This is a genomic window from Leifsonia sp. EB34 (assembly GCF_041260585.1).
Classification (GTDB): Bacteria; Actinomycetota; Actinomycetes; order Actinomycetales; family Microbacteriaceae; genus Leifsonia.
On the sequence record NZ_JBGCCV010000001.1, the window covers coordinates 1,154,066 to 1,175,929 of the forward strand.

The 21,864-nt window shown below is 65.9% G+C and carries 20 protein-coding genes; 5 read left to right on the forward strand and 15 right to left on the reverse strand.

Annotated features, from left to right (window positions below; translation table 11 throughout):
- Nucleotides 1-751: 751 nt before the first annotated feature.
- From ABIA36_RS05430 to ABIA36_RS05450, 5 genes are read right to left on the reverse strand one after another with little or no spacing between them, the layout of a single operon-like run.
- Nucleotides 752-1,927 (reverse strand): NAD(P)/FAD-dependent oxidoreductase, encoded by a 1,176-nt coding sequence (locus ABIA36_RS05430; RefSeq protein ID WP_369961256.1) that lies wholly within the window; start codon nt 1,925-1,927, stop codon nt 752-754.
- 5 nt (nt 1,928-1,932) lie between these two features.
- On the reverse strand, nt 1,933-2,946 hold the full coding sequence (locus ABIA36_RS05435; protein ID WP_369961257.1) for a Gfo/Idh/MocA family oxidoreductase: 1,014 nt from the start codon (nt 2,944-2,946) through the stop codon (nt 1,933-1,935).
- Nucleotides 2,943-3,713, reverse strand: coding sequence for an amino acid ABC transporter ATP-binding protein (locus tag ABIA36_RS05440; protein WP_369961258.1), 771 nt, complete (start codon nt 3,711-3,713; stop codon nt 2,943-2,945). Before ABIA36_RS05440 ends, ABIA36_RS05435 begins: the two co-directional genes overlap by 4 nt.
- Nucleotides 3,710-4,498, reverse strand: a complete 789-nt coding sequence (locus ABIA36_RS05445; RefSeq protein ID WP_369961259.1) for an amino acid ABC transporter permease — start codon at nt 4,496-4,498, stop codon at nt 3,710-3,712. Before ABIA36_RS05445 ends, ABIA36_RS05440 begins: the two co-directional genes overlap by 4 nt.
- A gap of 18 nt (nt 4,499-4,516) precedes the next feature.
- Nucleotides 4,517-5,395 carry an ABC transporter substrate-binding protein gene (locus ABIA36_RS05450; RefSeq protein WP_369961260.1) on the reverse strand — a complete coding sequence of 293 codons (879 nt, stop codon included), beginning with the start codon at nt 5,393-5,395 and terminating at the stop codon, nt 4,517-4,519.
- A gap of 192 nt (nt 5,396-5,587) precedes the next feature.
- Between ABIA36_RS05450 and ABIA36_RS05455 the strand changes: the two genes are divergently transcribed.
- Nucleotides 5,588-6,676 carry a LacI family DNA-binding transcriptional regulator gene (locus ABIA36_RS05455; RefSeq protein WP_369961261.1) on the forward strand — a complete coding sequence of 363 codons (1,089 nt, stop codon included), beginning with the start codon at nt 5,588-5,590 and terminating at the stop codon, nt 6,674-6,676.
- Between the two features lie 57 nt (nt 6,677-6,733).
- Here ABIA36_RS05455 and ABIA36_RS05460 read toward each other — a convergent pair whose 3' ends face one another.
- The 7 genes from ABIA36_RS05460 to ABIA36_RS05490 form a co-directional block, all read right to left on the reverse strand.
- Entirely contained in the window at nt 6,734-7,888 is a 1,155-nt protein-coding gene (locus ABIA36_RS05460) for an MFS transporter (protein WP_369961262.1), read from the reverse strand.
- Between the two features lie 3 nt (nt 7,889-7,891).
- Complete coding sequence (locus tag ABIA36_RS05465) at nt 7,892-8,728, reverse strand: carbohydrate ABC transporter permease (RefSeq protein WP_369961263.1); 837 nt, start codon at nt 8,726-8,728, stop codon at nt 7,892-7,894.
- The gene (locus ABIA36_RS05470) at nt 8,722-9,702 is read right to left on the reverse strand and encodes a carbohydrate ABC transporter permease (protein WP_369961264.1); all 981 of its coding nucleotides are present in this window, start codon (nt 9,700-9,702) and stop codon (nt 8,722-8,724) included. Before ABIA36_RS05470 ends, ABIA36_RS05465 begins: the two co-directional genes overlap by 7 nt.
- On the reverse strand, nt 9,699-11,015 hold the full coding sequence (locus ABIA36_RS05475) for an ABC transporter substrate-binding protein (protein WP_369961265.1): 1,317 nt from the start codon (nt 11,013-11,015) through the stop codon (nt 9,699-9,701). Before ABIA36_RS05475 ends, ABIA36_RS05470 begins: the two co-directional genes overlap by 4 nt.
- A gap of 152 nt (nt 11,016-11,167) precedes the next feature.
- Nucleotides 11,168-12,253 (reverse strand): LacI family DNA-binding transcriptional regulator, encoded by a 1,086-nt coding sequence (locus ABIA36_RS05480; protein WP_369961266.1) that lies wholly within the window; start codon nt 12,251-12,253, stop codon nt 11,168-11,170.
- 35 nt (nt 12,254-12,288) lie between these two features.
- The gene (locus ABIA36_RS05485; protein WP_369961267.1) at nt 12,289-13,209 is read right to left on the reverse strand and encodes a PfkB family carbohydrate kinase; all 921 of its coding nucleotides are present in this window, start codon (nt 13,207-13,209) and stop codon (nt 12,289-12,291) included.
- 7 nt (nt 13,210-13,216) lie between these two features.
- Complete coding sequence (locus ABIA36_RS05490; protein ID WP_369961268.1) at nt 13,217-14,218, reverse strand: SIS domain-containing protein; 1,002 nt, start codon at nt 14,216-14,218, stop codon at nt 13,217-13,219.
- Nucleotides 14,219-14,348: 130 nt separating this feature from the next.
- On the opposite strand from ABIA36_RS05490, the gene ABIA36_RS05495 reads away from it, so the two are divergent.
- Both ABIA36_RS05495 and ABIA36_RS05500 read left to right on the forward strand, forming a co-directional pair.
- Nucleotides 14,349-14,705 carry a cupin domain-containing protein gene (locus tag ABIA36_RS05495; RefSeq protein ID WP_369961269.1) on the forward strand — a complete coding sequence of 119 codons (357 nt, stop codon included), beginning with the start codon at nt 14,349-14,351 and terminating at the stop codon, nt 14,703-14,705.
- A 488-nt stretch (nt 14,706-15,193) separates the two neighbouring features.
- Nucleotides 15,194-16,078 (forward strand): ArdC-like ssDNA-binding domain-containing protein, encoded by an 885-nt coding sequence (locus tag ABIA36_RS05500; RefSeq protein WP_369961271.1) that lies wholly within the window; start codon nt 15,194-15,196, stop codon nt 16,076-16,078.
- 110 nt (nt 16,079-16,188) lie between these two features.
- On the opposite strand, the gene ABIA36_RS05505 is transcribed toward ABIA36_RS05500, so the two are convergent.
- Nucleotides 16,189-17,067, reverse strand: a complete 879-nt coding sequence (locus ABIA36_RS05505; RefSeq protein WP_369962081.1) for an IS3 family transposase — start codon at nt 17,065-17,067, stop codon at nt 16,189-16,191.
- Nucleotides 17,064-17,384: a transposase gene (locus ABIA36_RS05510; protein ID WP_369961272.1), complete on the reverse strand. Its 321-nt coding sequence runs from the start codon at nt 17,382-17,384 to the stop codon at nt 17,064-17,066. Before ABIA36_RS05510 ends, ABIA36_RS05505 begins: the two co-directional genes overlap by 4 nt.
- A 206-nt stretch (nt 17,385-17,590) precedes the next feature.
- On the opposite strand from ABIA36_RS05510, the gene ABIA36_RS05515 reads away from it, so the two are divergent.
- On the forward strand, nt 17,591-20,326 hold the full coding sequence (locus ABIA36_RS05515) for an AAA family ATPase (RefSeq protein WP_369961273.1): 2,736 nt from the start codon (nt 17,591-17,593) through the stop codon (nt 20,324-20,326).
- 15 nt (nt 20,327-20,341) lie between these two features.
- Here ABIA36_RS05515 and ABIA36_RS05520 read toward each other — a convergent pair whose 3' ends face one another.
- Nucleotides 20,342-20,737 (reverse strand): hypothetical protein, encoded by a 396-nt coding sequence (locus ABIA36_RS05520; RefSeq protein WP_369961274.1) that lies wholly within the window; start codon nt 20,735-20,737, stop codon nt 20,342-20,344.
- A 179-nt stretch (nt 20,738-20,916) separates the two neighbouring features.
- Between ABIA36_RS05520 and ABIA36_RS05525 the strand changes: the two genes are divergently transcribed.
- Entirely contained in the window at nt 20,917-21,735 is an 819-nt protein-coding gene (locus ABIA36_RS05525; protein WP_369961275.1) for a TIGR04255 family protein, read from the forward strand.
- Nucleotides 21,736-21,864: the final 129 nt, after the last annotated feature.

The window sequence follows — 21,864 nt, forward strand, 5'->3', positions numbered from 1 at the left end:
GGTTGCCCGGCCACGGACGACCTTCTATCAAGCCATCGGAACAGACAAACCGACGCCCAGCTCGACGCACGGACAGATCGATCGAAAGGCACCCTTGGGGCCATTTTTGTTTTGAGTCACGCGACGCCGAACCGGACGCCAAGTCTGCCAGCCAGTCCCAGACCAACCACGTCTCATTAGAGTTTTTGTTTGCCTTTCGGCGGAGAGATCGAGAGCGAGTGGGAGGGGCGCAGTGCCGGGACCGTGGAATACCGGACCGGAGCGCAGCGGAGGGAGGATATGCCGCGAAAGCCCGGCACGGAGAACCGGGAACGAGCTACGATCGGCCCGGGGAAAGACAAACAAAACCGCAGGTGCAGCCGCTGCCGGAGGCGGCCCCACACCCAAGGCCCGCGCCGATACGAGCCGCTGGACCAACGAACACTACCGACCAGAACAGGTCGGCGATGCCGGCGGAGCTGCTGCGCACCGCGGCCTGACGGCTGGTGACTTGTCCGGACCGCCATCGTAGGTCGCTGACGCACCTTGTCGTTCACGGCGCACGCGGTCCCCTTCGCCCCCCTGCGGAAGGCTCAAATCGATGAGGAGAAGAGATCATGGCCGAAGCTACCGACGTGTTCGAGTCGCGCCGCGGCGACCGTCGGGTCGGCAGGCGTGCGTCCACGCGATATAGCTACAGCCCCGAATCATGATCCGATCCGGGGCTCGAGCAGGTTAGTGAGGAGGCAACGCCGCCCCGCGGAGGGTCGCGCTACGGGTGCACGGGAGTCCAGGCGCCGGTCAATACTTCTACGTCCGCCCCGCCGCCGGTGAATCGGTCTAGCCGGAAGGCCTCGAGCACGGGCGACGGGGCGCCCGAGAGGATTTCCTCGGCGGCGAGCTCGCCGAGCACCAGGCCGAGTGTGGCGCCCGAGTGGGTGAATAGCGCATACAGCCCGTCGATCGACGGGACGGCTCCGGCGACCGGGTCGCCATCGCCGGGGATCGGCTTCGGACCCGAGCCGACCCGCTGCGCCGTCAGGCGCGGGTTGCCGGCGAGGACTTTCGAGGCCTCGTCGAGCAAGCCCCGCACCGACGCGTCCGGGATGGTGAGGGTACCGTCGTCGGCCACCTCGATCGACTGCTCGGCCCAGTCCGCGTCGAGCACGAGCCGCCCGTCGGGCGTCGGGCGCACGGCGACGCGCGGCGTGTTAAGCACGGTCCGCACCTCGGTTCCGACAGGGTCGGTGAAGAGGACGAACGCCGCTGGGGTCGCATCCGGCACAACCACGCCGAGGGCGGCGAGCTGAGCGGGCACGGCCGGCCCGGTCGCGAGCACGACACGGTCGGCCTGCAGCCGGCTGCCGTCCGCGAGGATGACACCGGTCGCGGCGCCGTCGACGACGTCGACGCGCGCCTCACCCGCGTTCTCTCGGATCGTCGCGCCGTCCGCGATGGCCTCGGCGGCGAGTGCGGCGACCAGGTCCGGGAGGCTGACCCAGCCTTCGCCAGCGTTGTAGATCGCACCCTCGGCCGCGACCGCGTCCGCGTTGACATCGGGGGCGATTTTCGCCACGTCGGCACGGTCGACCCAGACGGCGTCGTAGCCGTTGGCTCGCTCGAACTCGAAGGTCTGGCGGAAGCTCGAGCCTTCGCCTGCCCACTTGAGCGCGCCGTCGAAGCGCAGATAGTCGGCGCTCTCGGGGTGGCGCTCGCGCCAGGTTCGATACCGGTCGAGGGCGATCAGGCGCAGGTAGTGGTACTCGGCGCTGCGGTCGCCGGAGGAGTTGAGCCACGCGATCGAGCGACCCGAGGCGCCGTCTGCCAGGGTGCCTGCGGTGACGAGTGTCACGTCCGCTCCGCCACGGGCCAGCTGGGCCGTGGTCGAGGCGCCGAGGATGCCGCCGCCGATGACGACGACGCGGAGACGGGTAGAGGGGGCAGTCATAGTGCTCACTTTCGGTTCTGAAGGTGGATGGTGTCGATCAGCTCGAGGACCGCGAGGCTCTCTCGCGGGTCGACGGGCAGCGGGGCGTCGCCGCGGAGGGCGGCGACGAGTCCGCGGTAGAACCCGGGGTAGTCGCCAGGCAGCAGCGGGAGCACGTCCCCGTGTGCATCGGTCCCGATGCGCGCGGGAGCGGTCGCCTCGCCGTAGCCGGGGTCGTCAGGACGCATCCCGGCCTCCAGCTGAGCCTCTTGCGGGTCGAGCCCCCAGGAGACGAAGCCGGTCGAGGCGCCCAGCACGCGGAAGCGCGGGCCGGTGAGCGGCGCGACGGCGCTCATCCACAGGTGGCTGAGCGTGCCGGAGTCGTGGTCGAGCACGACGAACGCGTCGTCGTCGTTGCCCGCCCCGCGACGCGCATGGACCTCGGCGTGGGCCACGCGGGCGGGCCCGAACAGTTGCAACGCCTGGTCGATCACGTGCGAGCCGAGGTCGAGGAGGATTCCGCCGCCGTCGGGGGCGGCCGTGGTCGACTTCCACGAGTCGTCAGGCGATGGCTTCCACCACTCGAACCGGGACTCGAACCGCCGTACCTCCCCCAGAGTTCCGTCGACGACCACGCGGCGGAGGGTCCGGAAGTCGCCGTCCCAGCGGCGGTTCTGGAACACGGTGAATGGCACCCCCGCGGCCCGCGCTCGCTCGATAAGGGCGAAGCCGGACGCGGTGTCGGCGGCGAACGGTTTGTCGACCACGGTCGCCAGGCCGGCGTCGATCGCCGCCGTCGCGTGCTCCGCGTGCAGCGGGGTCGGGGAGGCGACGATCACCACGTCGAGCCCCGGATGCGCGAGAAGCGCTTCCAGGTGCGGCACGGTCACGGCGTCCGGGTGGTCCTCGGCGAGTCGGCTGGTCTGCGAGGTGACGACCGCGGTGAGTTCCAGGTCGGGGTCGGCGGCGATCAGCGGGGCGTGGAAGACTCGGCCAGCCACACCGTACCCGACCAGGCCCACCCGCAGCGGTGCGCTCACAGCACTTCCGAGAGGAAGCGCTGCAACCGCGGGCTCTGCGGCCGGTCGAACAGGTCGTCCGGGCGCCCAGCCTCCACGACGCGGCCCTCGTCCATGAAGACGACCTGGTCGGCGACCTTGCGGGCGAAGTTCATCTCGTGGGTGACCACGACCATCGTCATGCCGCGGCGGCCGAGGTCGGCCATGAGGTTGAGGACTCCCTTGACGAGCTCGGGGTCGAGCGCGCTCGTCACTTCGTCGAACAGCATGACCTCCGGCTCCATGGCCAGGGCACGGGCGATCGCGACGCGCTGCTGCTGGCCGCCGGACAGGTCGCGCGGACGGTGGTCCATCCGTTCGCCCAGGCCGACCTCGGTCAGGCGCTCTTCGGCGACCCGCTGGGCCTGCTCTTTCGGCATCCTCTTAACCGAGCGAAGCGCCAGCATGACGTTCTGCAGCGCGGTGTGGTCGGGGAACAGGTTGAAGTGCTGGAACACCAGCCCGATGCGGCGCCGGAGGGCGTCCGGCTTCGCGGTCAGGATGCTGGCGCCGTCGAGGCGGACGTCGCCCGATTTGGGCTCGTGCAGACGGTTGATGCCGCGCAGCATCGTGGACTTACCGGATCCGGAGGGTCCGATGATGCACGTCGTCGAACCGGGCGCGACGGCGATCGAGACGCCGCGCAGCACGTCGATGTTGCCGTACGCCATCGTCAGGTCGATCAGCTCGAGCGCGGAGCCGCGGAAGTACGACGTCGTCTGCGCGGGAAGAGGAGAGGCGTAGGTCATGTGTTGCTCCCGAGGGTGATCGGCGCAGGGGTCTGCACCTCGTCCAGCTCGTCCAAGCCGCTCTTGGGGGCGGTCGGCTTGCGGCGTCCGGTCCGGAACCGGTTGTCGAAGTGGTTGACCACGTGGGTCAGCGGCACGGTGATGACCAGGTAGAACAGGCCGGCCAGCACCAGGGGCGAGAGGTTGCCGGTCAGCACCGCCGCATCCTGCCCGACGCGGAACAGCTCCCGTTCGCCGACCAGCAGGCCGAGGAAGTACACCAGGCTGGAGTCCTTCACGATGGCGATGAACTGGTTGACCAGAGCGGGAAGCACGCGCCGGATCCCCTGCGGCACGACGACCAGGCGCATCGCCTTGCCGTAGCTGAGCCCGAGGGCTCGGCACGCCTCCAGCTGACCGCGGTCGACGCTCTGGATACCTGCGCGGAAGATCTCGCCGATGTACGCGGCGGCGATCAGCGAGAGCGCGAGGATGCCCAGCGGATACGGCGACGGCCCGAAGACCGCCTGGGAGAACCTGGCGAAGCCCTGCCCGATCAGGAGGATGGTGAGGATCGCCGGAAGGCCGCGGAAGACGTCCGTGTAGACGCGCGCCGGGATGCGCAGCCAGCGCGACGTGGAGATCCCCATGACGGCGAGGACCATGCCGAGCACCACGCCCAGGACGGTCGCCGAGGCGGAAATGATCAGCGTGTTCACCAGCCCGATCCCGAGCAGCTGCGGGAAGACCTGCAGCATCGACGGGATGTCGAAGAAGGTGTGGGCGATGGTGTTGAGCCAGTCCATGGGGATCTCCCTGTCGGGCTATTTGCTCGGGGTCGGGGTCGAGGTCTGCTCCGCCTTCGGCAGGTACTGCTCAGGCATCGGCGAGCCGGGGAACCACTTCTGGTAGAGCTTCTTCCAGGTGCCGTCCTCCATCGCTGCGTGAAGGGCGGTGTTCAGTGCGGCCTTGAGCTTGGGATTGCCCTTGGCGATCGCGAAACCGGCCGGCGCATCGAACGACGGGATGTCATCGGCGTCCTTCAGGTTCGGGTACTGGGCGATGTAGCTCTTCACCGCCTCGTAGTCCAGGAAGTGGGCGTCGATCGAGCCGCTGTTGAGCGCCGACACCGCCGAGTTGTTGTCCGGGAAGCGCACCAGGTTCGCCTTCGGGAAGTGTTGAGCGGCGTAGGTCTCCTGCAGCGTGCCCTGAACGACGCCGAGCCGCTTGCCGTCGAGGCCCTTCGCCGAGTCGATGCCGGAACTCTTGGTGGTGAGCACGCTGAGGTATCCGGCGAGGTAACCGTCCGAAAAGTCGACGGTCTTCTTGCGGTCGGCGGTGATGCCGATCGCGGCGACGCCGACATCGAACTGGTGGTTGGCCACGGCGGCGAGAAGGCCGGAGAAGTCCTGCCCGGTGAAGACCGCCTTGCCGAGGCCGGCGCGCTTGGCGACATCGGTGAAGAGCTCGACGTCGAAGCCGGTGAAGTCGCCCTTGGCGTCGGTGAAGGTGTAGGGCTTCGCGTCGCCGAGGCTGGCGACCCGGACCGTGCCGGCCTGGATCAACCCGTACGGGTTGTCCTTCGTGGTGGCGCCGGCGGCGGATCCCGTGCTGCCGCCGGCGGAGCAAGCGGAGAGGAGCAGGGCGGCGGCTGCGACGGCCGCGAGGAGGCCGGCGGGCCGGATGAGAGTGCGTCGTTTCACTGCGGGTCCAATCGTGCGTTGGGGGGTTCGGCGGGACGCGGGGCGATCCTCGTCGATCTGAGTTGCAGAGACCGGTCTCAGTTGAATATGCTGAGACCGGTCTCAGTCGGTTTTCTGGGACACTACACGACGCTTCACCGGTTCGTCAACAGGGGGACCTACGGTGAGATGAACGAACGAAAGGCGGCAGAGATGAGCCCCCAGCACCCGGCCAGACGTGCGGCGACCGTCGCGGACATCGCCCGGGTCGCCAACGTCTCGAAGGCGACGGCCGCGCGAGTGCTGGGCGAATACGGCCAGGTCAGCGAAGCCGTCCGCGACCGCGTCCTGGCCGCGGCCGAACAGCTCGCCTATCGCCCAAACGCCCTCGCGAAGTCGATGAACACCGGCCGTTCGAACACCATCGGAGTCGTGGTGGGCGACATCGAGAACCCGTTCTTCGCCGTGGCGATGCGAGGGATCTCCGATGTCGCCAGCGCCGCGGGGTATTCCGTCATCCTCATCAACTCGGACGAGATGGTCGATGCGGAGGAAGCCGCGGTGGAGGTCCTCCTGGACAACCAAGTCGACGCGCTGATCGTCGCCCCAGCCTCGTCTGCACGCGTCGAGCATCTTGCCAGCGTCACCCGCGCCGGCCGACCGCTCGTGCTGCTCGACCGCCGCGCCAACGGCGAGAGCTATGACTCGGTCACCGTCGACAACCGCTCCGCCGCGGTGGCCGCGACCGAGGAGCTCCTCCGCAACGGCCATCGCCGGATCGCCTTCATCACAACCCATGAGCACCCGGACCCCGCCTACACCAGAGGCGACACGATCACCATGTCCACGATCGCAGACCGCATCGACGGCGTCCTGCAAGCGCTCGACGCCGCCGGAGTGGAGGCTCCGGAGCGATACATCCGCCTGGACGCACGCCGGCGCGGCGTGGACACCGTGACGCGCGAACTGGTCCATGACGACCCCCCCGCGACGGCGATAATCGCCTCGGACAGCCTGATCGCGATGACCGTCTTCACCACCCTCCGTTCGGAAGGCCTCCGCCTGCCGGACGACGTCTCCCTGATCGCCTTCGACAATCCGGATTGGACGGCTGTGACCGCGCCGCCGCTGACCGTCGTGGAGCAGCCGATCTACGATCTGGGCGCGGCAGCGGCGCGCCGGGCGCTCCAGCGACTGTCCCGGCAGCCGGTAGCCGAGGCCGCCCAGGTCTTCGGCGTTCGCCTGGTGAACCGCGGCTCCGTGGGCGAGGCGCCGGCATACGTCGGCGAGACCGGGCGCTGAGAGCGGAGGCGTCACGCGCCGACCTGCGCCAGGGTCGCATTTTAGGCTTCGGTCGGCTCAGCCCGGCTCCGGCGGACGCAGCCCCGGCGTGAGCGGAAGCAGCGACGCCACGACCGAGAACGCCACTGCCGCGACGAACGGCCCAGCCGTTCCTGTAGCGTCGCCCAGCCAGCCGGCGGCCGCGGACCCCGCTGCGCCTCCGACCAGTCCTGCGGTGTTGAGCCAGCCGAACGCCTCCGGGGTGGAGGACTCCGGGAGCGCAGCCGACACCAGGGCGTACAGCGCGGCGAGCGATGGCGCGAACCCCAGTCCGGAGACGAAGAGCGCCGCGTAGAGCAGCGGGAGGCCCGGCACGACCGCAGAGGCCGCGGTCGCCAGCGCGACCATCCCGAGCACGGCGGCCAGACGCTTCCGACCGATCCTGCGGTGGCCGAACGCGACACCGCCGACGAGCGAGCCGAGACTCGACACCGCGATGGCGGCACCCGCGAGCATGCCCTCACCCGCGAACCGCGCCACGAGGCCGAGCTCGAGCGCCGCGAACGATGCGATCAGGGCGAAGCTCGCCGCACCGGCCAGACGGACTGCGCGCGTCAGCAGCACCGAGCCAGGACGCATCGTGCTGCGCGGCAGTCGCACGCCGCTGATGTGCGGCGCGAGCAGGAATCCCGCGACCCCGGACACGGTGACCGCCGAGGCCAGCACGAACGGCGCGCGGGTCGAGACCGTCGCCGAGAGCAGCGTGGCCGCCACCGGGCCGGCGATCCAGATCAACTCCTGCGCCGACGTGTCCAAAGCGAACAGGGCGGGGACGACCCGGCGCGGCACCAGCCGCGGGTACAGGGCGCGCACCACGGGCATGAGCGGCGGCACAGAGGCCCCGATGACGAAGCCGAGCGCGGCGAGCAGGATCGGCTCGCGCGGCCCGAAGGCGAGCGTCAGCATCCCCGCGGCGTTGAGCAGTGCCGCGACGAGGATCGGCCCACGAAGGCCGAGCAGCCCCACCGACCGGCTGACCAGCGGCATCACCACCGCCTCGCCCGCACTGACGCAGGCGACCACGAGCCCCGCCAGCGCGTATGAGCCTGTCACAGCCCGCACGTGCAGTAGCACGGCCAGCGACAGCATGCCCAGCGGAAAGCGGGCGACGAGCTGCGAGACGGTGATCCGCAGAACGCCGGGGAGGCGGACAAGCTCGAGGTAGGCCCGCACCGCCTACTTGCCCACGCCGCCGGCGAGGCCGCGCACGAAGTAGCGTTGGCACACGAAGAACAGGATGACCATCGGCAGCGCTGCCAGCACCATCCCGGCGAAGACGACCGGGTACTGCGTGCCGTTCTTCGACATCATGTCGGCGAGGCCGACGGGGAGCGTCTCCACGCCGGTGCCGCTCGTGAAGACCATGGCGAAGAGGTACTCGTTCCAGTTCTGCAGCACGTTGAGGACGATCGTGGTCGCGATGATCGGCATACTCATCGGCAGGATGATCCGCCAGAACGTCGCCGCTCGCGACGCGCCGTCGATCGAGGCCGCCTCATCCACCTCGCGCGGCAGATCGAGCATGTACGCGCGGATCAGGAACACAGTGAACGGGATTCGGAAGGCCGTGTACAGGATCAACAGCCCGAAGAACGAGTCGTACAGTCCCCACGCCTGGAACAGCTTCACCAGCGGGATGAGCGCGACCGTCGGCGCCAGCATGAGTCCCGCGAGCACGACGATCGTGAACGTGCGATTGAGCGGGATGTTCACCCGCGTCAGTCCGTAGGCCGCCCACGCGCTGATCAGCTCGGTGATAAGCGTCGCCAGCGCCGTCAACGTCACACTGGTGAGGACGAAGTCGCCGACACCCTGGTTCCACGCCTTCAGGAAGTTCTCCCACAGCCACCGGCTCGGCAGGGCGAACGGGTCGCCGAACAGCTCGGAGTTCGTCTTGAGCGCATTGGTCACCATCCACAGCAGCGGGTAGAGGACGACGACGGCGAGGGCGACGAGCAGCGCCCACATCGCGACGACGCGGACGCCGCGGCCGAACCGTGCGAGGGCTACCATTCCACTCTCCTCGTGCGTGAGTAGGCGAGCTGCGCGGCGGCGAGCAGCAGCGTGATGACGAAGATGGCGACTCCGATCGCGGCCGCCGATCCGAAGTCGTTGGTGACGAAGCCGGCGTGGTAGAGCCACGTCCCGAGCACTTGACTGGAGTTGTTCGGTCCGCCGCTCGTCATCACCATGACCTCATTGAAGACCTGGAACGCACCCGAGATCGTAACGATCATCATCAGGCCGGTCATCTCACGAACCAGCGGAAGCGAGACCTGGAAGAAGCGCCGGAGCGGCCCGACGCCGTCGAGGTTGGCAGCCTCGTAAAGCTCGTTGGGGATGCGCTGCAGCGCCACGGAGAACAGCAGCACGCTGTAGCCGAAGCCCTGCCACTGGCTCATCGCGATGACGGCGAAGATCGCCGTCCCCTCGTGCCCCAGCCACGCCTGGGAGAGCTGGCCCAGCCCGAGGTTGTCGAGGAAGACGTTCAGCATGCCGGTCTGCGGCTGGTAGATGAAATAGAACAGGAGGCCTGCGACGGTTAGCGAGATCGCCGACGGGATGAAGTAGATCGCCCGGAAGGCTTTGCGCCAGCGGTCGCTGCGCACGCTCTCCACGATTGCGGCGAGCACGAGCGCGCCGAAGACCTGGAAGACGATCGAGAGCACGGAGTACCACACGTTGTTGCCGAGCGCCCGCCAGAAGACCGGGTCCTGTGCGAGATTCACGTAATTGTCCACACCGACGAATGTCTGCTCCCCGCTGTAGATGTTCCACTTCAGGAAGCTGAAGACGATGTTCTGGATCAGCGGCCAGTACACGAACACCGCGAGGACGGCGAGCGCGGGCACCAGCCAGATCAGTCCTCGCCAGCGTGCGGGCCCGCGCCGAGCGGAGCGCGGGGCGACGTCTCCGGGGACCGGCGCCGGGCGGCCGCGCTCGATGCGCGGCCGCACGGCGGCCTGAGGGGCCTGCGTCGTCGTCATTTCGCCTTCTCGGACGCCTGACGCACGCTCTTGAGCGCATCCTCGGGGCTGAGGCTGCCGGAGACCAGTCCTTCGGAGGCCGCGACCCACGCGTCTCCGACGCTCGGCACGTTGGCCATGTCGAGCCAGACGACCGTCGACTTCGCGTCGCCGACGAGCGCTGTGCCCTCGGTGACCGGAGCCGACGCGATCTGGCCGGTCACGACGCCCTTGACTGCGCTCGGCTGGCCGTAGGGTGCCGCTGATAGCGTGGTCGCGTTCTTCTTGTCGGTGGCGAACTTTAGGAAGTCGAGCGCGAGGGCCGCGTTCTTGCTCTTCTTGTTGATCATGTACCCCTCGGGCGCCGCCTCCAGCGTGGACGTGTCGCCCGCGGAGCCCTTGGCGGCCGGGAGGGGGAAGATGCCGAAGCCGTCCTTAGCGAGCTGGCTGTCCTTCGTGACCACCGAGTCAAACTCGATGAGCTCCTGGTAGTACATCGCAGCTTTGCCCGTGGCCTGCTGCTGCTGGGCCGTGGTGTAGGTGACACCGTTCGAGTTGGTGCCGTCGCCGGTGCATGCGGTCACGAGCTGCTGGAATTGCTTCATGCCCTCCACGTAGCCGGGGTCGGTGTACTTTGCGGTCTTGGGCAGCAGATCGGCCTCCAGGGCCTTCTGCGGCACGTCGTAGGCGAAAAGCTGCCCGAGATAGTGGAGGCCCGGCCAGCCGTCCTTGTTGCCGAACGCGATGGGCGTGTATCCCGCCGCCTTGATCGTCGAGCAATCGGAGACGAGTTCCGACAGGGTCTTCGGAACCGAGATCCCGAGGTCGGAGAAGATCTTCTTGTTGTAGCCCATGAACTTGGCGTCGACGTAGAGCGGGACACCGTAGAATTTGCCGTCGTACTTGAAGGCGTTCAGCGAGCCCTCGCCGAAGGTGTCCCCCCACGTGGTCCCCGGAGCGATCACCGAGCTGAGGTCGGCGGCCAAGCCGTTCTGCGCGAAGTTCTCGCCCCAGTTGCCGGCGTAGCTGAAGTAGACGTCCGGCAGCGACTGCGAGCCGATCAGGACCTTCTCCTTGTCCTTGATCGCGTTGTCGTCGGTCTCCTGCGCGAGCGTGATCTTCACGTTCGGGTGGAGCTTCTTGTAGTCCGTCACGAGGTTCTCGAAGTACGAGCTCATCGGGTCGCCCGCTCCTGCGGTGAGGATGCTGAGGCTCCCGGAGTAGTCCGGCTTGGCCGAGATGTCGGCGGAACCGGTGCCGCCGGCGGAGCACGCGGTCAACGCGAGTGCGAGCGCGCCGGCCGCCGCTGCCGTGATGGTCTTGATCTTCTTCACGCTGGTCTCCCGTCTTCGGGGTGCGGGATTCCGCCAAACCCGTCATTGGATCGGTTGGTTGCGATGACTATACGGGATTTTGGTACCGGTATCAATACTGCTCAAGATTGATGGAGCAGAGCAGAGCGCCGAGCGATCCAACGAGGCGGTCGTCAGACGTGCGCGACGCTCTCGCGCTCGACGAACGACGCCTGCAGCACATGGGTCGCGAACGGAGCGTCGTTTCCGGCGATACGGCCGAGGAGGCATTCGGCCGTCAGCTCGCCGAGCTGGTGCATCGGCTGCGCGACGACCGACATCGGGGGCGTCATGACGCTCGCCCAGGAACTGTCGTCGAACCCGATCAGGGACACGTCCTCCGGGCAGCGCAGCCCGCGCTGACGGATTGCGCGCAGCGAGCCGGTGAGCGCGTCCGTCTCGGTCGCGAAGATCGCCGTCGGCGGGTCGGAGAGCGACAGCATCCCGAGCACGGCCCGCGTCGCCTGCGGCTCGTTCTTGATCACGTGCGTGACCAGCCCGGTGTCGAACGGGATGCCCGCGAGTTCGAGCGCGTCGAGGTAACCGAGAAGACGCTCGCCATCCGACCACAGCGCGTGGTCGATGATCCGGCGCAGATCGTCCGCGTCGGCGGCCGGCTCGTTCGTCACAGGACCCCAGACGAACGCGATCCGGCGGTGCCCGTTTTCGATGAGCGAGGTGACCGCCGCGCGCGACGCCTCCCGGTTGTTGATTACGACGGCATCCGCCTCCACGGTCTCGACCAGCCGGTCGAGCAGCACGAGGGGGATCTCGCGCTTCGTGACGATGTCCAGGTGCGGGAGGGGATCGCGCCGCCCGGCCGCCGGGGCCAGTATTATCCCGTCGACCTGCTTGTCGACCAGCACGTCGATCGCGGCCGCCTCCCGCTGCAGCCTCTCATCCGTGCTCAGCACGATCACGTCGTAGTCGGCAGTGCGCGCAGCGTCCGAGATACCGCGCAGCACACCGGCGAAGAACGGGTTGCCGACATCGGCGAGCACGACGCCCAAGATGCGGGTCTCCCCCGTCGTCATGCTGCGTGCGATCGAGTTCGGCCGGTACCCGAGCTCTCTCGCCGCGGCCAGGATCCGGTCGCGCGTCTTCGGGCTCACCGAGCCGTAGCCCCCCAGCGTGCGAGCGACGGTCGCGCGGCCGACGCCGGCGGCCGCCGCCACCTCCGAGATCGTCGGGGACGGCGTCCGCTCGTGCTCCGTGGACATCGCCACCCCTTTCTGTTCCGGGGCAGCTCGCGCCCTTACCCGGCGTCTCCAGCCGACCGGATCATCGCGCCGGCCACGTCCGCCGCTCCGTCGATCGGCCGACCGTGCCCGAAGGCCCCGTCGACGGTGCATTGCCACGCAGCGAACTGCGCGGCCCGCCGCATGGAACGGTGCAGCGCCGCCCCGCCGGGTCGCGCATTCCTGCGCCACCCGGACCGGAGCAATTCAACCATGAACGCACTCACATAGGCGTCACCGCACCCCATAGTGTCCACGAACGGGCCGGGTACCGGCTCGGCGTCCGAGTAGTAGTACGCCGCGCCGTCGAACAGCACGGCGCCTCCCGCTCCCTGCGTTCCGAGCACCAGCGAAGGCCCGTGTGACGCGACACGGCGCAACTCCGCCCACGTCTCCGCGCGCGCCAGCGAGCCGAGGGAGACGAGGGCGAGGTCGATCCACGGCCCGACCCGGTCGAGATACTCGGCGGTCCGGTACTCCGACTCGGACGAGAAGTCGTACGAGCGCAACGACCGGGTTCGCGCAAGCTTCGGCAGCTCCGCGATCACGCCGGAATACGCGCTCGAATGGATGAGGTCGAAGCCAGCCGCGTAGCGCACGTCATCCTCCCCGAGGACGAGCGGGTCGCTGATCGTCACCCCACCCTGATTCCAGCCGAGGAATCGACGCTCGCCGTCGACCGTCTCGATCTCGGTCAGGCCGTTGGGTCCGGGGCGCACCGAGGACCGCGAGGTCTCGACCCCGCAGTCCTCGATGGCGTCACGGACGAAGCGGCCGTGCTCATCGTCTCCGAACACCCCCAGGTACGCCGCCTCGGCGCCGAGCTTCCGGGCGAATACCGCCACGTTGACGGCGTTCCCTCCCGGGTACTCGATGCCGCGGTCGACGAACCGGTCGACGATGTTGTCCCCGAGACCGAGGACACGCACGGTGCTCACCCGAGCCTCAGTACGCCACGACGCGGTAGTAGCGACGCAGGTCGAGCGAGTGGTCACGCACCTGTGCGAGATGCTTGCTGAACCGGTCGACGACCGCGTCGGCGACCATCGGCGCGAGCAGGCCGCGGAACTCGTCGCTCACACCCGGAAGCTCATAGTCCTTGGTGTCGATGACGGTGACGTCGTCGCTGTACTCCCGCGCGAAGGAGATCACGCGGTCGGTGAGTGGTCGGGTCTCGTCCTCGCCCGCGAACACGATGACGCTGGTGTCCTTCTCGATGAGCTCGAGCGAGCCATGGAAGAACTCGGCCGCGTGCACGCGCGTGGTGGTGAGCCACTGCATCTCCTCGAGGATGCACATCGAGTACAGGTAGGTGAAGCCCCAGAGCTGGCCGGATCCGGTCAGGAAGTGGTAGTCAGTCTCGGCGTGCTTCTCGGCGAACGCCTTCCCCACCTCGTCGGCCTGCTTCGTCACCGCGACCAGCGCATCCGGGATGGCTTCGAGATCCGTCACGAGGCGGTCGTAGCCGTCGAACTCGCCGCGCAGCGAGAGGAGCTTGGCGCCGAAGGTGAGGAACTGCACGTCGAACGGCCAGGCCTTGGGCGCCGAGAGCAGCACCTCGTCGACAGCGGAGGCGATCGGGCTGTCCGCCTGACCGGTGAACCCCACCGTGAGCGCCCCCTTCTCCCGGGCGAACTCGACGCAGTCGAGGATGTCCTCGGTGGTGCCGGAGACGGAGGCGAAGATCGCGACCGAGTCGGGACCGAACTGCGGGTCCGGAGCGAGAGCGAACTCCTTGCCGATGACAGCGCGCACCGGGAAGCTGGATCTCGTCTGGAAGAACCGCTCGTACGGGAGCGCGGCGGCGTACGTGCCGCCCGCACCGATGAAGTAGATGTTCTTCCAGCGCCCAGCCGCTACACGCTCGGCGAGCGCCTCGATCTGCGGTCGGAGCGCGACGGTGCTGCGCACCTGCTCCAGGAATTCCTCTTCGTTGAAGCCCAGCATCTGTCTCCCTCCACCGATCCAAATTGGTACCGGTATCAATTTGTCTCAATGCTGACACATCAGCGCCGCAGAGGCAAGTGGTGACAATCGACGGTAAGTAACGGCGGATCTACGACACCCAACCCCTCGGTTGCTGGCGCACCCCGCAAACCCACGTCCGGCAGCGACCGCGCCTGTTGCGATCACTCTTGGAGCTCCTACGATCAGCTGCCGAAGCGGAAGGAAGACCCACGGGAGCAACCTGCCGAAGGCGTTCCGTTCACCAAGGACTGCGCCGGCTGGAGGATCGACAGATGTCGAGAGTGAAGAGGTCATTGTGTTGTCGGGTAGGGCAACTATCGAGTTCACCGACCGCGGCGAGCGCCTCGAGATCGCTGTTGGCGATATCGTGCATCTGCACGCCGGCGACCGTACTGTGTGGCGCGTAACCGAAGCACTACGGAAGGTGTACTTCCAGCACTGCGACCAGCCAGGACAATCGAAATGACATGGGCTGACTGTGCTCAGACCCACTGACGCCAGCGGCACAATTCGCGCTACTGACGGGGCCTATTGCAACGGGTCCGTGCAGGAGTCGCTCGTAGGGGTCTGGCCTGCGAGGGCTCCAGCGACGCTCAGACAAGTCCGACTTCGAGGCACGCTGCTCCACCGGCACGAAGCGATCCTGAAATGATTGGGCGACGACCCGCGCCGAGCTCACCCACGCAGATCGCGACCGGAGCGAACGCCGGAACCGCACGTCCGGCCACCTCGCTCGCCCGCGAGTCGGAGTTCGAACGCCCTGGGCGTACTGCGTTGCTACGCCTCCTTTCCGATCCGGCAGCCGATCATAGCGAGCTCCACCAGCTCCGTTCCCTCCAGTCGCTTTTTGCAGACTCCACTCGCTGCGCTCCCTGCGCTTAGCAACCGCTTCCTCCGGGCACTGCGCTACCTCCGCCCGCTCTCGATCTCTGTGCCGGAACGGCAAGAAGAACGATGAGAGGGGTCGAGATCATGCGCGGACAGTCAATCACTCGGAGTGCGGAGCAACGACAGCACGAGGCGATGGCACTGCATGCGTCGATCGTGGAGCAGGTCCAGCAGCTCGCCGACAGCGGACAGTGGCGGGCGTTCCTGGAGTTCGCCCGCTCCTTCCACAACTACAGCCTGAACAACCTGTTCCTGATCCTGTCGCAGAACCCGGACGCGACGATGGTCGCCGGGTTCCGGCAATGGCAGGCCAAAGGACGGCAGGTACGCAAAGGTGAGAAGTCGATCAAGATCTTCGGGTACCGCGAGATGAAAACCGAACGAGCCAACGACTCGGATGAAGCGACCGAAGACGGCAAGCGCTTAATTCGATACTTCCCGATACTGTCGGTCTTCGACATTGCGCAAACGGACCCGATCGAAGGGGCCGAGCCGCTGCCCGAGGATCCGACTCGGCGACTGGTCGGCGACGACGACCACGGTGTCATCGCACCCCTCGCCGAGCATCTGGAGAGGCACGGATGGAGTATCCGCCGCGGAGAGATTGGCAGCGCCCTTGGGTACACCGAGCCTGAGTCCCACCGGGTGACCTTGGCGGAAAACATCACCCCTGAGCAGGCCGCGAAGACGCTCCTTCACGAGACCGCGCACATCGAGTTGCACCACATTGACGACATCCACGAGTACCGCGCTCACCGCGGCCGGATGGAAGTCGAAGCCGAATCGGTCGCTTTCATCGTCGCGGGCCTGAGCGGATTCGACACCAGCGCCTACAGCATCGGTTACATCACCGGGTGGGCCCGCGAAGACATCACGGTAATTCGAGACACCGCGGCACGCGTACTCAAGACAGCTCACGCCATCGCGGAGATCATCGAGCTCCGCGAATAGCCCCACGAACAGAAGAGACCCCGACCCGAATCGGTCCGGGTCTCTTCAGAGTCTGGCATCGGCGAATATTTGATCTTCCCCCGGGTCCTCGGACAGTTTGATGTGTCGTTTCAGGCAGCCAGGGTGACTGTCGTCGGGACGATTTTCTCGTAGTCCGCCGGGGAGTGGTAGCCCAGCGAGGAGTGTCGGCGGCGGGGGTTGTACCAGGCTTCGATCCAGGAGAACATCGCCGTCCCCAACTGCCGTCTGGTGGCCCAGGGTTGGCTGTCGAGGAGTTCGATCTGCATGCCGGACCAGAAAGATTCCATCATCGCGTTGTCGTAGCAGTCGCCGACCGATCCCATGGAGGCGATCAGGCCGGCTTCGTGGACGCGGGAGGTGAAGGCCCAGGAGGTGTATTGGGAACCGTGGTCGGAGTGCATGATCGCCCCGCGGACCCCGAACCGCCGCCAGCGGGCCATCTGAAGAGCGTCGACGACGAGGTCTGCGGTCATCCGGGATCCGATCGACCAACCGATCGCCAACCGTGAATAGGCGTCCAGGACGACGGCGCAGTAGACCTTGCCCTCGGCAGTGTGGTGCTCGGTGATATCGCCCAGCCAGAGCCGGTTCGGGCCGGGAACGTGGAAGTTCCGGTTCACCTTGTCCTCGCTGGTGGCCGGGTTGGCGCGGAACCGGAACTTGCGTTTGACGGCGCCGGCCCAGCCGCGCTCGCGCATGATCCGCTCCACTCGTTTCCGGCCGATGGCAAAGCCGTGTCCCATCCGCAGTTCGGCGTGCATCCGCGGCGACCCGTAGGTGTGGAAGAACGCCCCCTTCTCCGATCGGAGCCGGGCGATCACCGCGGCGATCTCCTCGTCCCGGGCTTTGCGGACGCTGATGTGGTGCTTCGCCCAGGTGTAGTAGCCGGAGCGGGAGACTCCCAACAGCCGGCTGACCGTCGCGACCTTGAACCGTTTCGGGTTCTCAGCCGTCAGTTGCTCGATCAGTCGGAAAGATGTTTTGGGAGCACGTTCTCCTTCGCGAAATACGCTGCCGCGCGTTTCAGGATTTCGTTCTCCGTCTCCAGGCGGCGCACCTCCCGACGCAACCGGACCAACTCGGCCTGCTCATCCGCGTCCAGGACCGGGACCACTCCGGCGGCTTTCTCCGCCTCGGCTTTGGCGAAGTCGTCCTCCGCCACCCACCGATACAACGCAGAGTTCGAGATACCGAGCTCGCGGGCGACCTGCGACAACGGGCGATCGCTGATCCGGACTAACTCGATCGCGCGAACACGGAACTCCCGAGGGAAACGTCTAGCCATAAAGACCAACCTCCCGAACCAAACAAGGCCGATGATAAGTGACCGAAGAAGGAGGGGAACACCAGATCGAAGGAGGAAAGAACCAAGAGAGAAGGAGCTAATCCAAGAGAGAAGGAGCTAATGCACGTAGGCACTCTTCGAGATGTGCGCGCGCAATGCGCGCCGAAATGAGCGCGCAACCGGAAGTTCTAAGTGTGAGAGGTGGAGTGGCGCGCTGGAAGCGCGGGCAAGCAGCCCAAGGGGTCAAGCAGGCCGTGCACTACGCTTTCGGCGGCGTCTGCGATGCGACCTTGACGGCCAAGACCGCGGCCGGGGTGCTAGCCGCGGCCGGGTACGCGGACGCGGTGATGACCCGGTACATCGTCGAGAACGGCGCCATCCGCGACGACCTTCTCACCCGTTCCCAGCTGAAGGATTGGGTCGACGGTGTCGACCCGCTGACCGGCGAGCGGCGTGGCCGCGATCTGGAGGCGCCGGTCGCGGATCTGATCCTGGATGCGACGATCAACGCCCCGAAGTCGTTCTCGATCGCTGCAATGCTCGACCCGGAATTGGCGGCCGCGTACGACGACCTGCAGGACCGGTTGCGGGATCGAATCATCAAGCTCTGGCAGACCGAGCTCAACGCGCGCCGTGGGAAGCAGGGTGCCGTCCGGGAGGACCTGGCTCGGATCGAAGTTGTCGAGCTGCGCCACGAGCGGTCGCGCTCGCTGGACCCGCACAAGCACCGCCACCTGTGGCTGAACGTCAAGGTTCAAGGACTCGATGGAAAGTGGTCCAACGTCGACACTCGCGTCGCGCTCCGGTTCCAGAACGTCGTGAACGCCGAAGGCGATCTCGCCTCTAGGACCGACCCAGCTTGGATCGCCGCGCTGACTGCCAAGGGTTTCACGCTGAACTCGGACGGCGAGATCGCGCAACTGCAGCATCTGGTGCGGCCACTCTCGAAGCGCTCCGCGCAGATCGAGTCGAATAGGGCGGCGCACCTTCGTGAGTGGAAGGAGCAGCACCCGAATGAACAGCCCTCCTCAACAGTTCTTACTCAGATCGATCAGTGGGCGTGGGCGGCCGGCCGGCCCAACAAGCCTGGGCATCTAAACGGGGACGAGTGGGCATCCGTTGTCATAGCCGAGCTCCTGCGCGCTGATCCGAACCTCGGGCTGCCGCGAAGCGAGATCGCGTTGCCCTCGGTGGCTCTAGAAGGTCTGGACATCGAGCTGCTGGCGGCAAAGGCGATCGTGGATGCCGACGCACGGTCGACGAGCACAGGTGGACGCTTCAGCGATATGGACGTACGGGCCGGAGCGATCCGTGCACTCGCAGGAACCGGAGTTCGAGCCGGACGGGCGGAACTCGATTCAGCCGTCGAGGCGATCTCCATCCTCGCGGCGCAATCACATACCGTCACACTGCTTGAAGAGGCCGATCTTCCCCACCACATCAAACACCGAATGGCAACGTCCACCGCAGCACTGAAGACAACCGTCGCCCACAGAATCGAGGCGCTCGCTTTCGACGGGGAGGATAGAGCGCGGAACGAGGTCGTCGCGATTGCCTCACTGGTTGAACCGGAGAGAGAACTGAACAGCGAGCAGCTCGCTGGCGCGTCATCACTCGCCGGAGGCGCGGGAATCGTTTGCGTGAGCGGCGCGGCCGGAGCAGGGAAAACCACCATGCTGAAGGTCGCGAGCGCTGCGCTCCGGCAGAGCGGTCGAAATCTCATAATCGTGGCGCCCACAAAGAAGGCGTCCACCGTTGCAGGCAGAGAGGCTAACAGCGCCTCGTCCTCCCTTCATCAACTCTTGTATGACTACGGGTGGCGATGGAGGCAAAATGACGCGGGCAGCGTTGACTGGATCAAGCTAAATCCAGGAGACATGGATGGGGAATCAGGGCTTATTTATCGGGGACCCAAACGACTAATTCGTGCGGGCGATCGAGTCGTTGTCGACGAAGCAGGGATGCTCGAACTCGAAGCTGCCAACGCGCTCCTGGAAGTTATCGGGCGCATTGGAGCAGGGATTGCGATGGTCGGGGACCAACGGCAGGCCCTCCCGGTGGGACATTCCGGCGCAATGGCGTTGTTTTGGAGACGCGCAACGCGCCGTGTTGAACTCACCACCATTCATCGCTTCCGCGATCCCCAGTGGGCTCATTTAAGCTTGCGGCTCCGGGATCCAGACAGCTCAGAAGACTTGAAGGCCATTGCGGATGAATTGATCGACACAGGGCATGTAGTTCTAGCTGACAGTGATGCAGCAGCGAGCGCCGCGATGGTGGATGCGTGGTTCGAAGCCTCTCGGCAGGGCGAGACGATCGCGCTCGTTACCGCAACCCACGCTGAATCGCAGGCCATTAGTGAGGCTATCCAAGGCCGCCGACTCAAAACGGGCCAAGTTTCGATGAGACGACAGTTCGTAGGACAAGCCGGACAAATGATTGGAATCGGTGACATCGTGCAGACACGACGCAACGATTCGAGCGCCGACGTCAATAATCGCCAGTCCTGGACGGTGCGCAAAATCACGGACACTCACGTCATTCTTGCGGCCGCGGGCGATACGTCGGACCTCAGGAGGGTCAGCACTTCATACGCCAAGGACCACATCCACTTGGGTTATGCATCGACGGTTTATGGCGTGCAGGGGGAGACTACCGACAGATCACTCGTTGGCCCTGGCGTCGACGCGGCCGGCCTCTATGTGGGCCTAACCCGAGGGCGCAAGCGCAACGACGTCGTCTTGGTATCCCCCACGAGGCACTCTGCGCGCGCAGAGCTTGTGCAAATGATGCAACGGCGACCCATCGAGGAGACGCTCGAAAAGTCGAGGGCTGCTGCCGCTCAAGAGCTGCGACGTGCGGCCTCACCCGATCCCACTACCACCGGCCCTGCAGCAACTTCAATTCGGGCGGTTGGCCCAGAAATGTCGGTTCGACATTAGCGCGGTGACAGCTGGTCAAGCGAGGCCTCTCGCGCGGAGCGTGAAGCCTACTGAGTTCGCGCCCTCAAGGGAACCATCCATTGCGATGAAACAAAAGAGTGCAACACCGTAGGCATCCGCCCGCCGCTGGGCTTCGGGCAGGACGCCGCCACGAACGAAAACCAACGCCTGACGACCGTCGGAAGCGGACACTTGAGCAGCGCGATCAACGAGATCCGGCTCGAGGTTCCCGCGGTGGTTGTCCACCCATGCGACAAAACGCTGGCTGTAAATGTCGCATGTGCGACGAACTTCACCGCTAGCGGAAACGGCATCGACGGCGCCGAGATGAATCATCCAGCGTCGGCAAAGTTCAATCGCTTGCTCCCCCGAAACGCCCATCGGGATTGGCAGCGGCGCGCCTTCACTCACCTACTCAGTTTCCACCAGACCTCCGGCGCCGCATAGTTACGTTCGCACGAGCGCTCCTGGCAGCATGCTCAACAACGTCCCTGGAGGAGGAGAAGTGGGATCGGCCCAAAACCGTAACAATCACGAACACTCAAATTGGGTACAGACGATTGATAGGTGTGTGAAGTAGGGTGTGAAGCATGAGCAGCACCGTTGAGCTTGGACCGTTTCAGCCCGGCGAGTGGGACGAGGTACATCTTGAGTCTGCACCCCTGATCCGGGTACTTGCCCAGGTTCGCTGGGATGAACTAACACAGTTCAGCAACGCGCGATTCGATGAAGTTGTGCAGCAGCTGGAACAGCGCGTCGCTCATGCGTACCCGATTAAGGGAGTCAGCAAAGAGACGCAGTTCAACATCACACCGCAGGGTGTCTCGCAATCCGAGGTTGGCACCGTCTATCGCTTTTCGTCCGTCGAGGAGACGTGGCGGTTCTATTTTGCGTCTACGTTCGCGACCCTCGAGACCACTGAGTACACCTCCCGGGACGACTTCTGCGCGCGCTTCCTCGAGGTCCTGACCGCGATCGCTGAGGTAACCTCGATACCTCGAGTGATTCGGACGGGCTACCGATATGTCAACCGGGTGCATGAGCCGGGAGATATGGACGAACTGTCCAACGAGATTAACCCTCTGTTGCTAGGAGGAAAGAACCTTCCGGGACTAGACGACGTCCGAGTGCAGCACACGCTTTCGGAGACCCTTTATTCGACGTCGAAAGGGAACCTCCTCGCGAAGTGGGCCATCCTTCCTCCTGGCGCGAGCATTGATCCAACTATCGAAGGCGTGAACACGAATAGCTGGATGCTTGACCTTGATGCATTCTCCGAACGGAAACAGCCGTTCAGCCCTTCTGAATTGATTGCCAACACGCGTGAGCTGTCCTCGCTGGGATACGGTTTCTTTAGGTGGGCGGTTGACAACCCGTTCCTTGAGCGTTTTGGGGGTGGCACGAAGTGAGCCTTTCGTCTGCGACCACCAACGGCGTCGTTCTCACTGATCCCATGAATGCAAGAGGGACGATTGCTGCCAGCCTTATCGTTTTCGGGCTCGTTAGCGCGACAACAACGGGCGCTGCCGCTCTCCCTG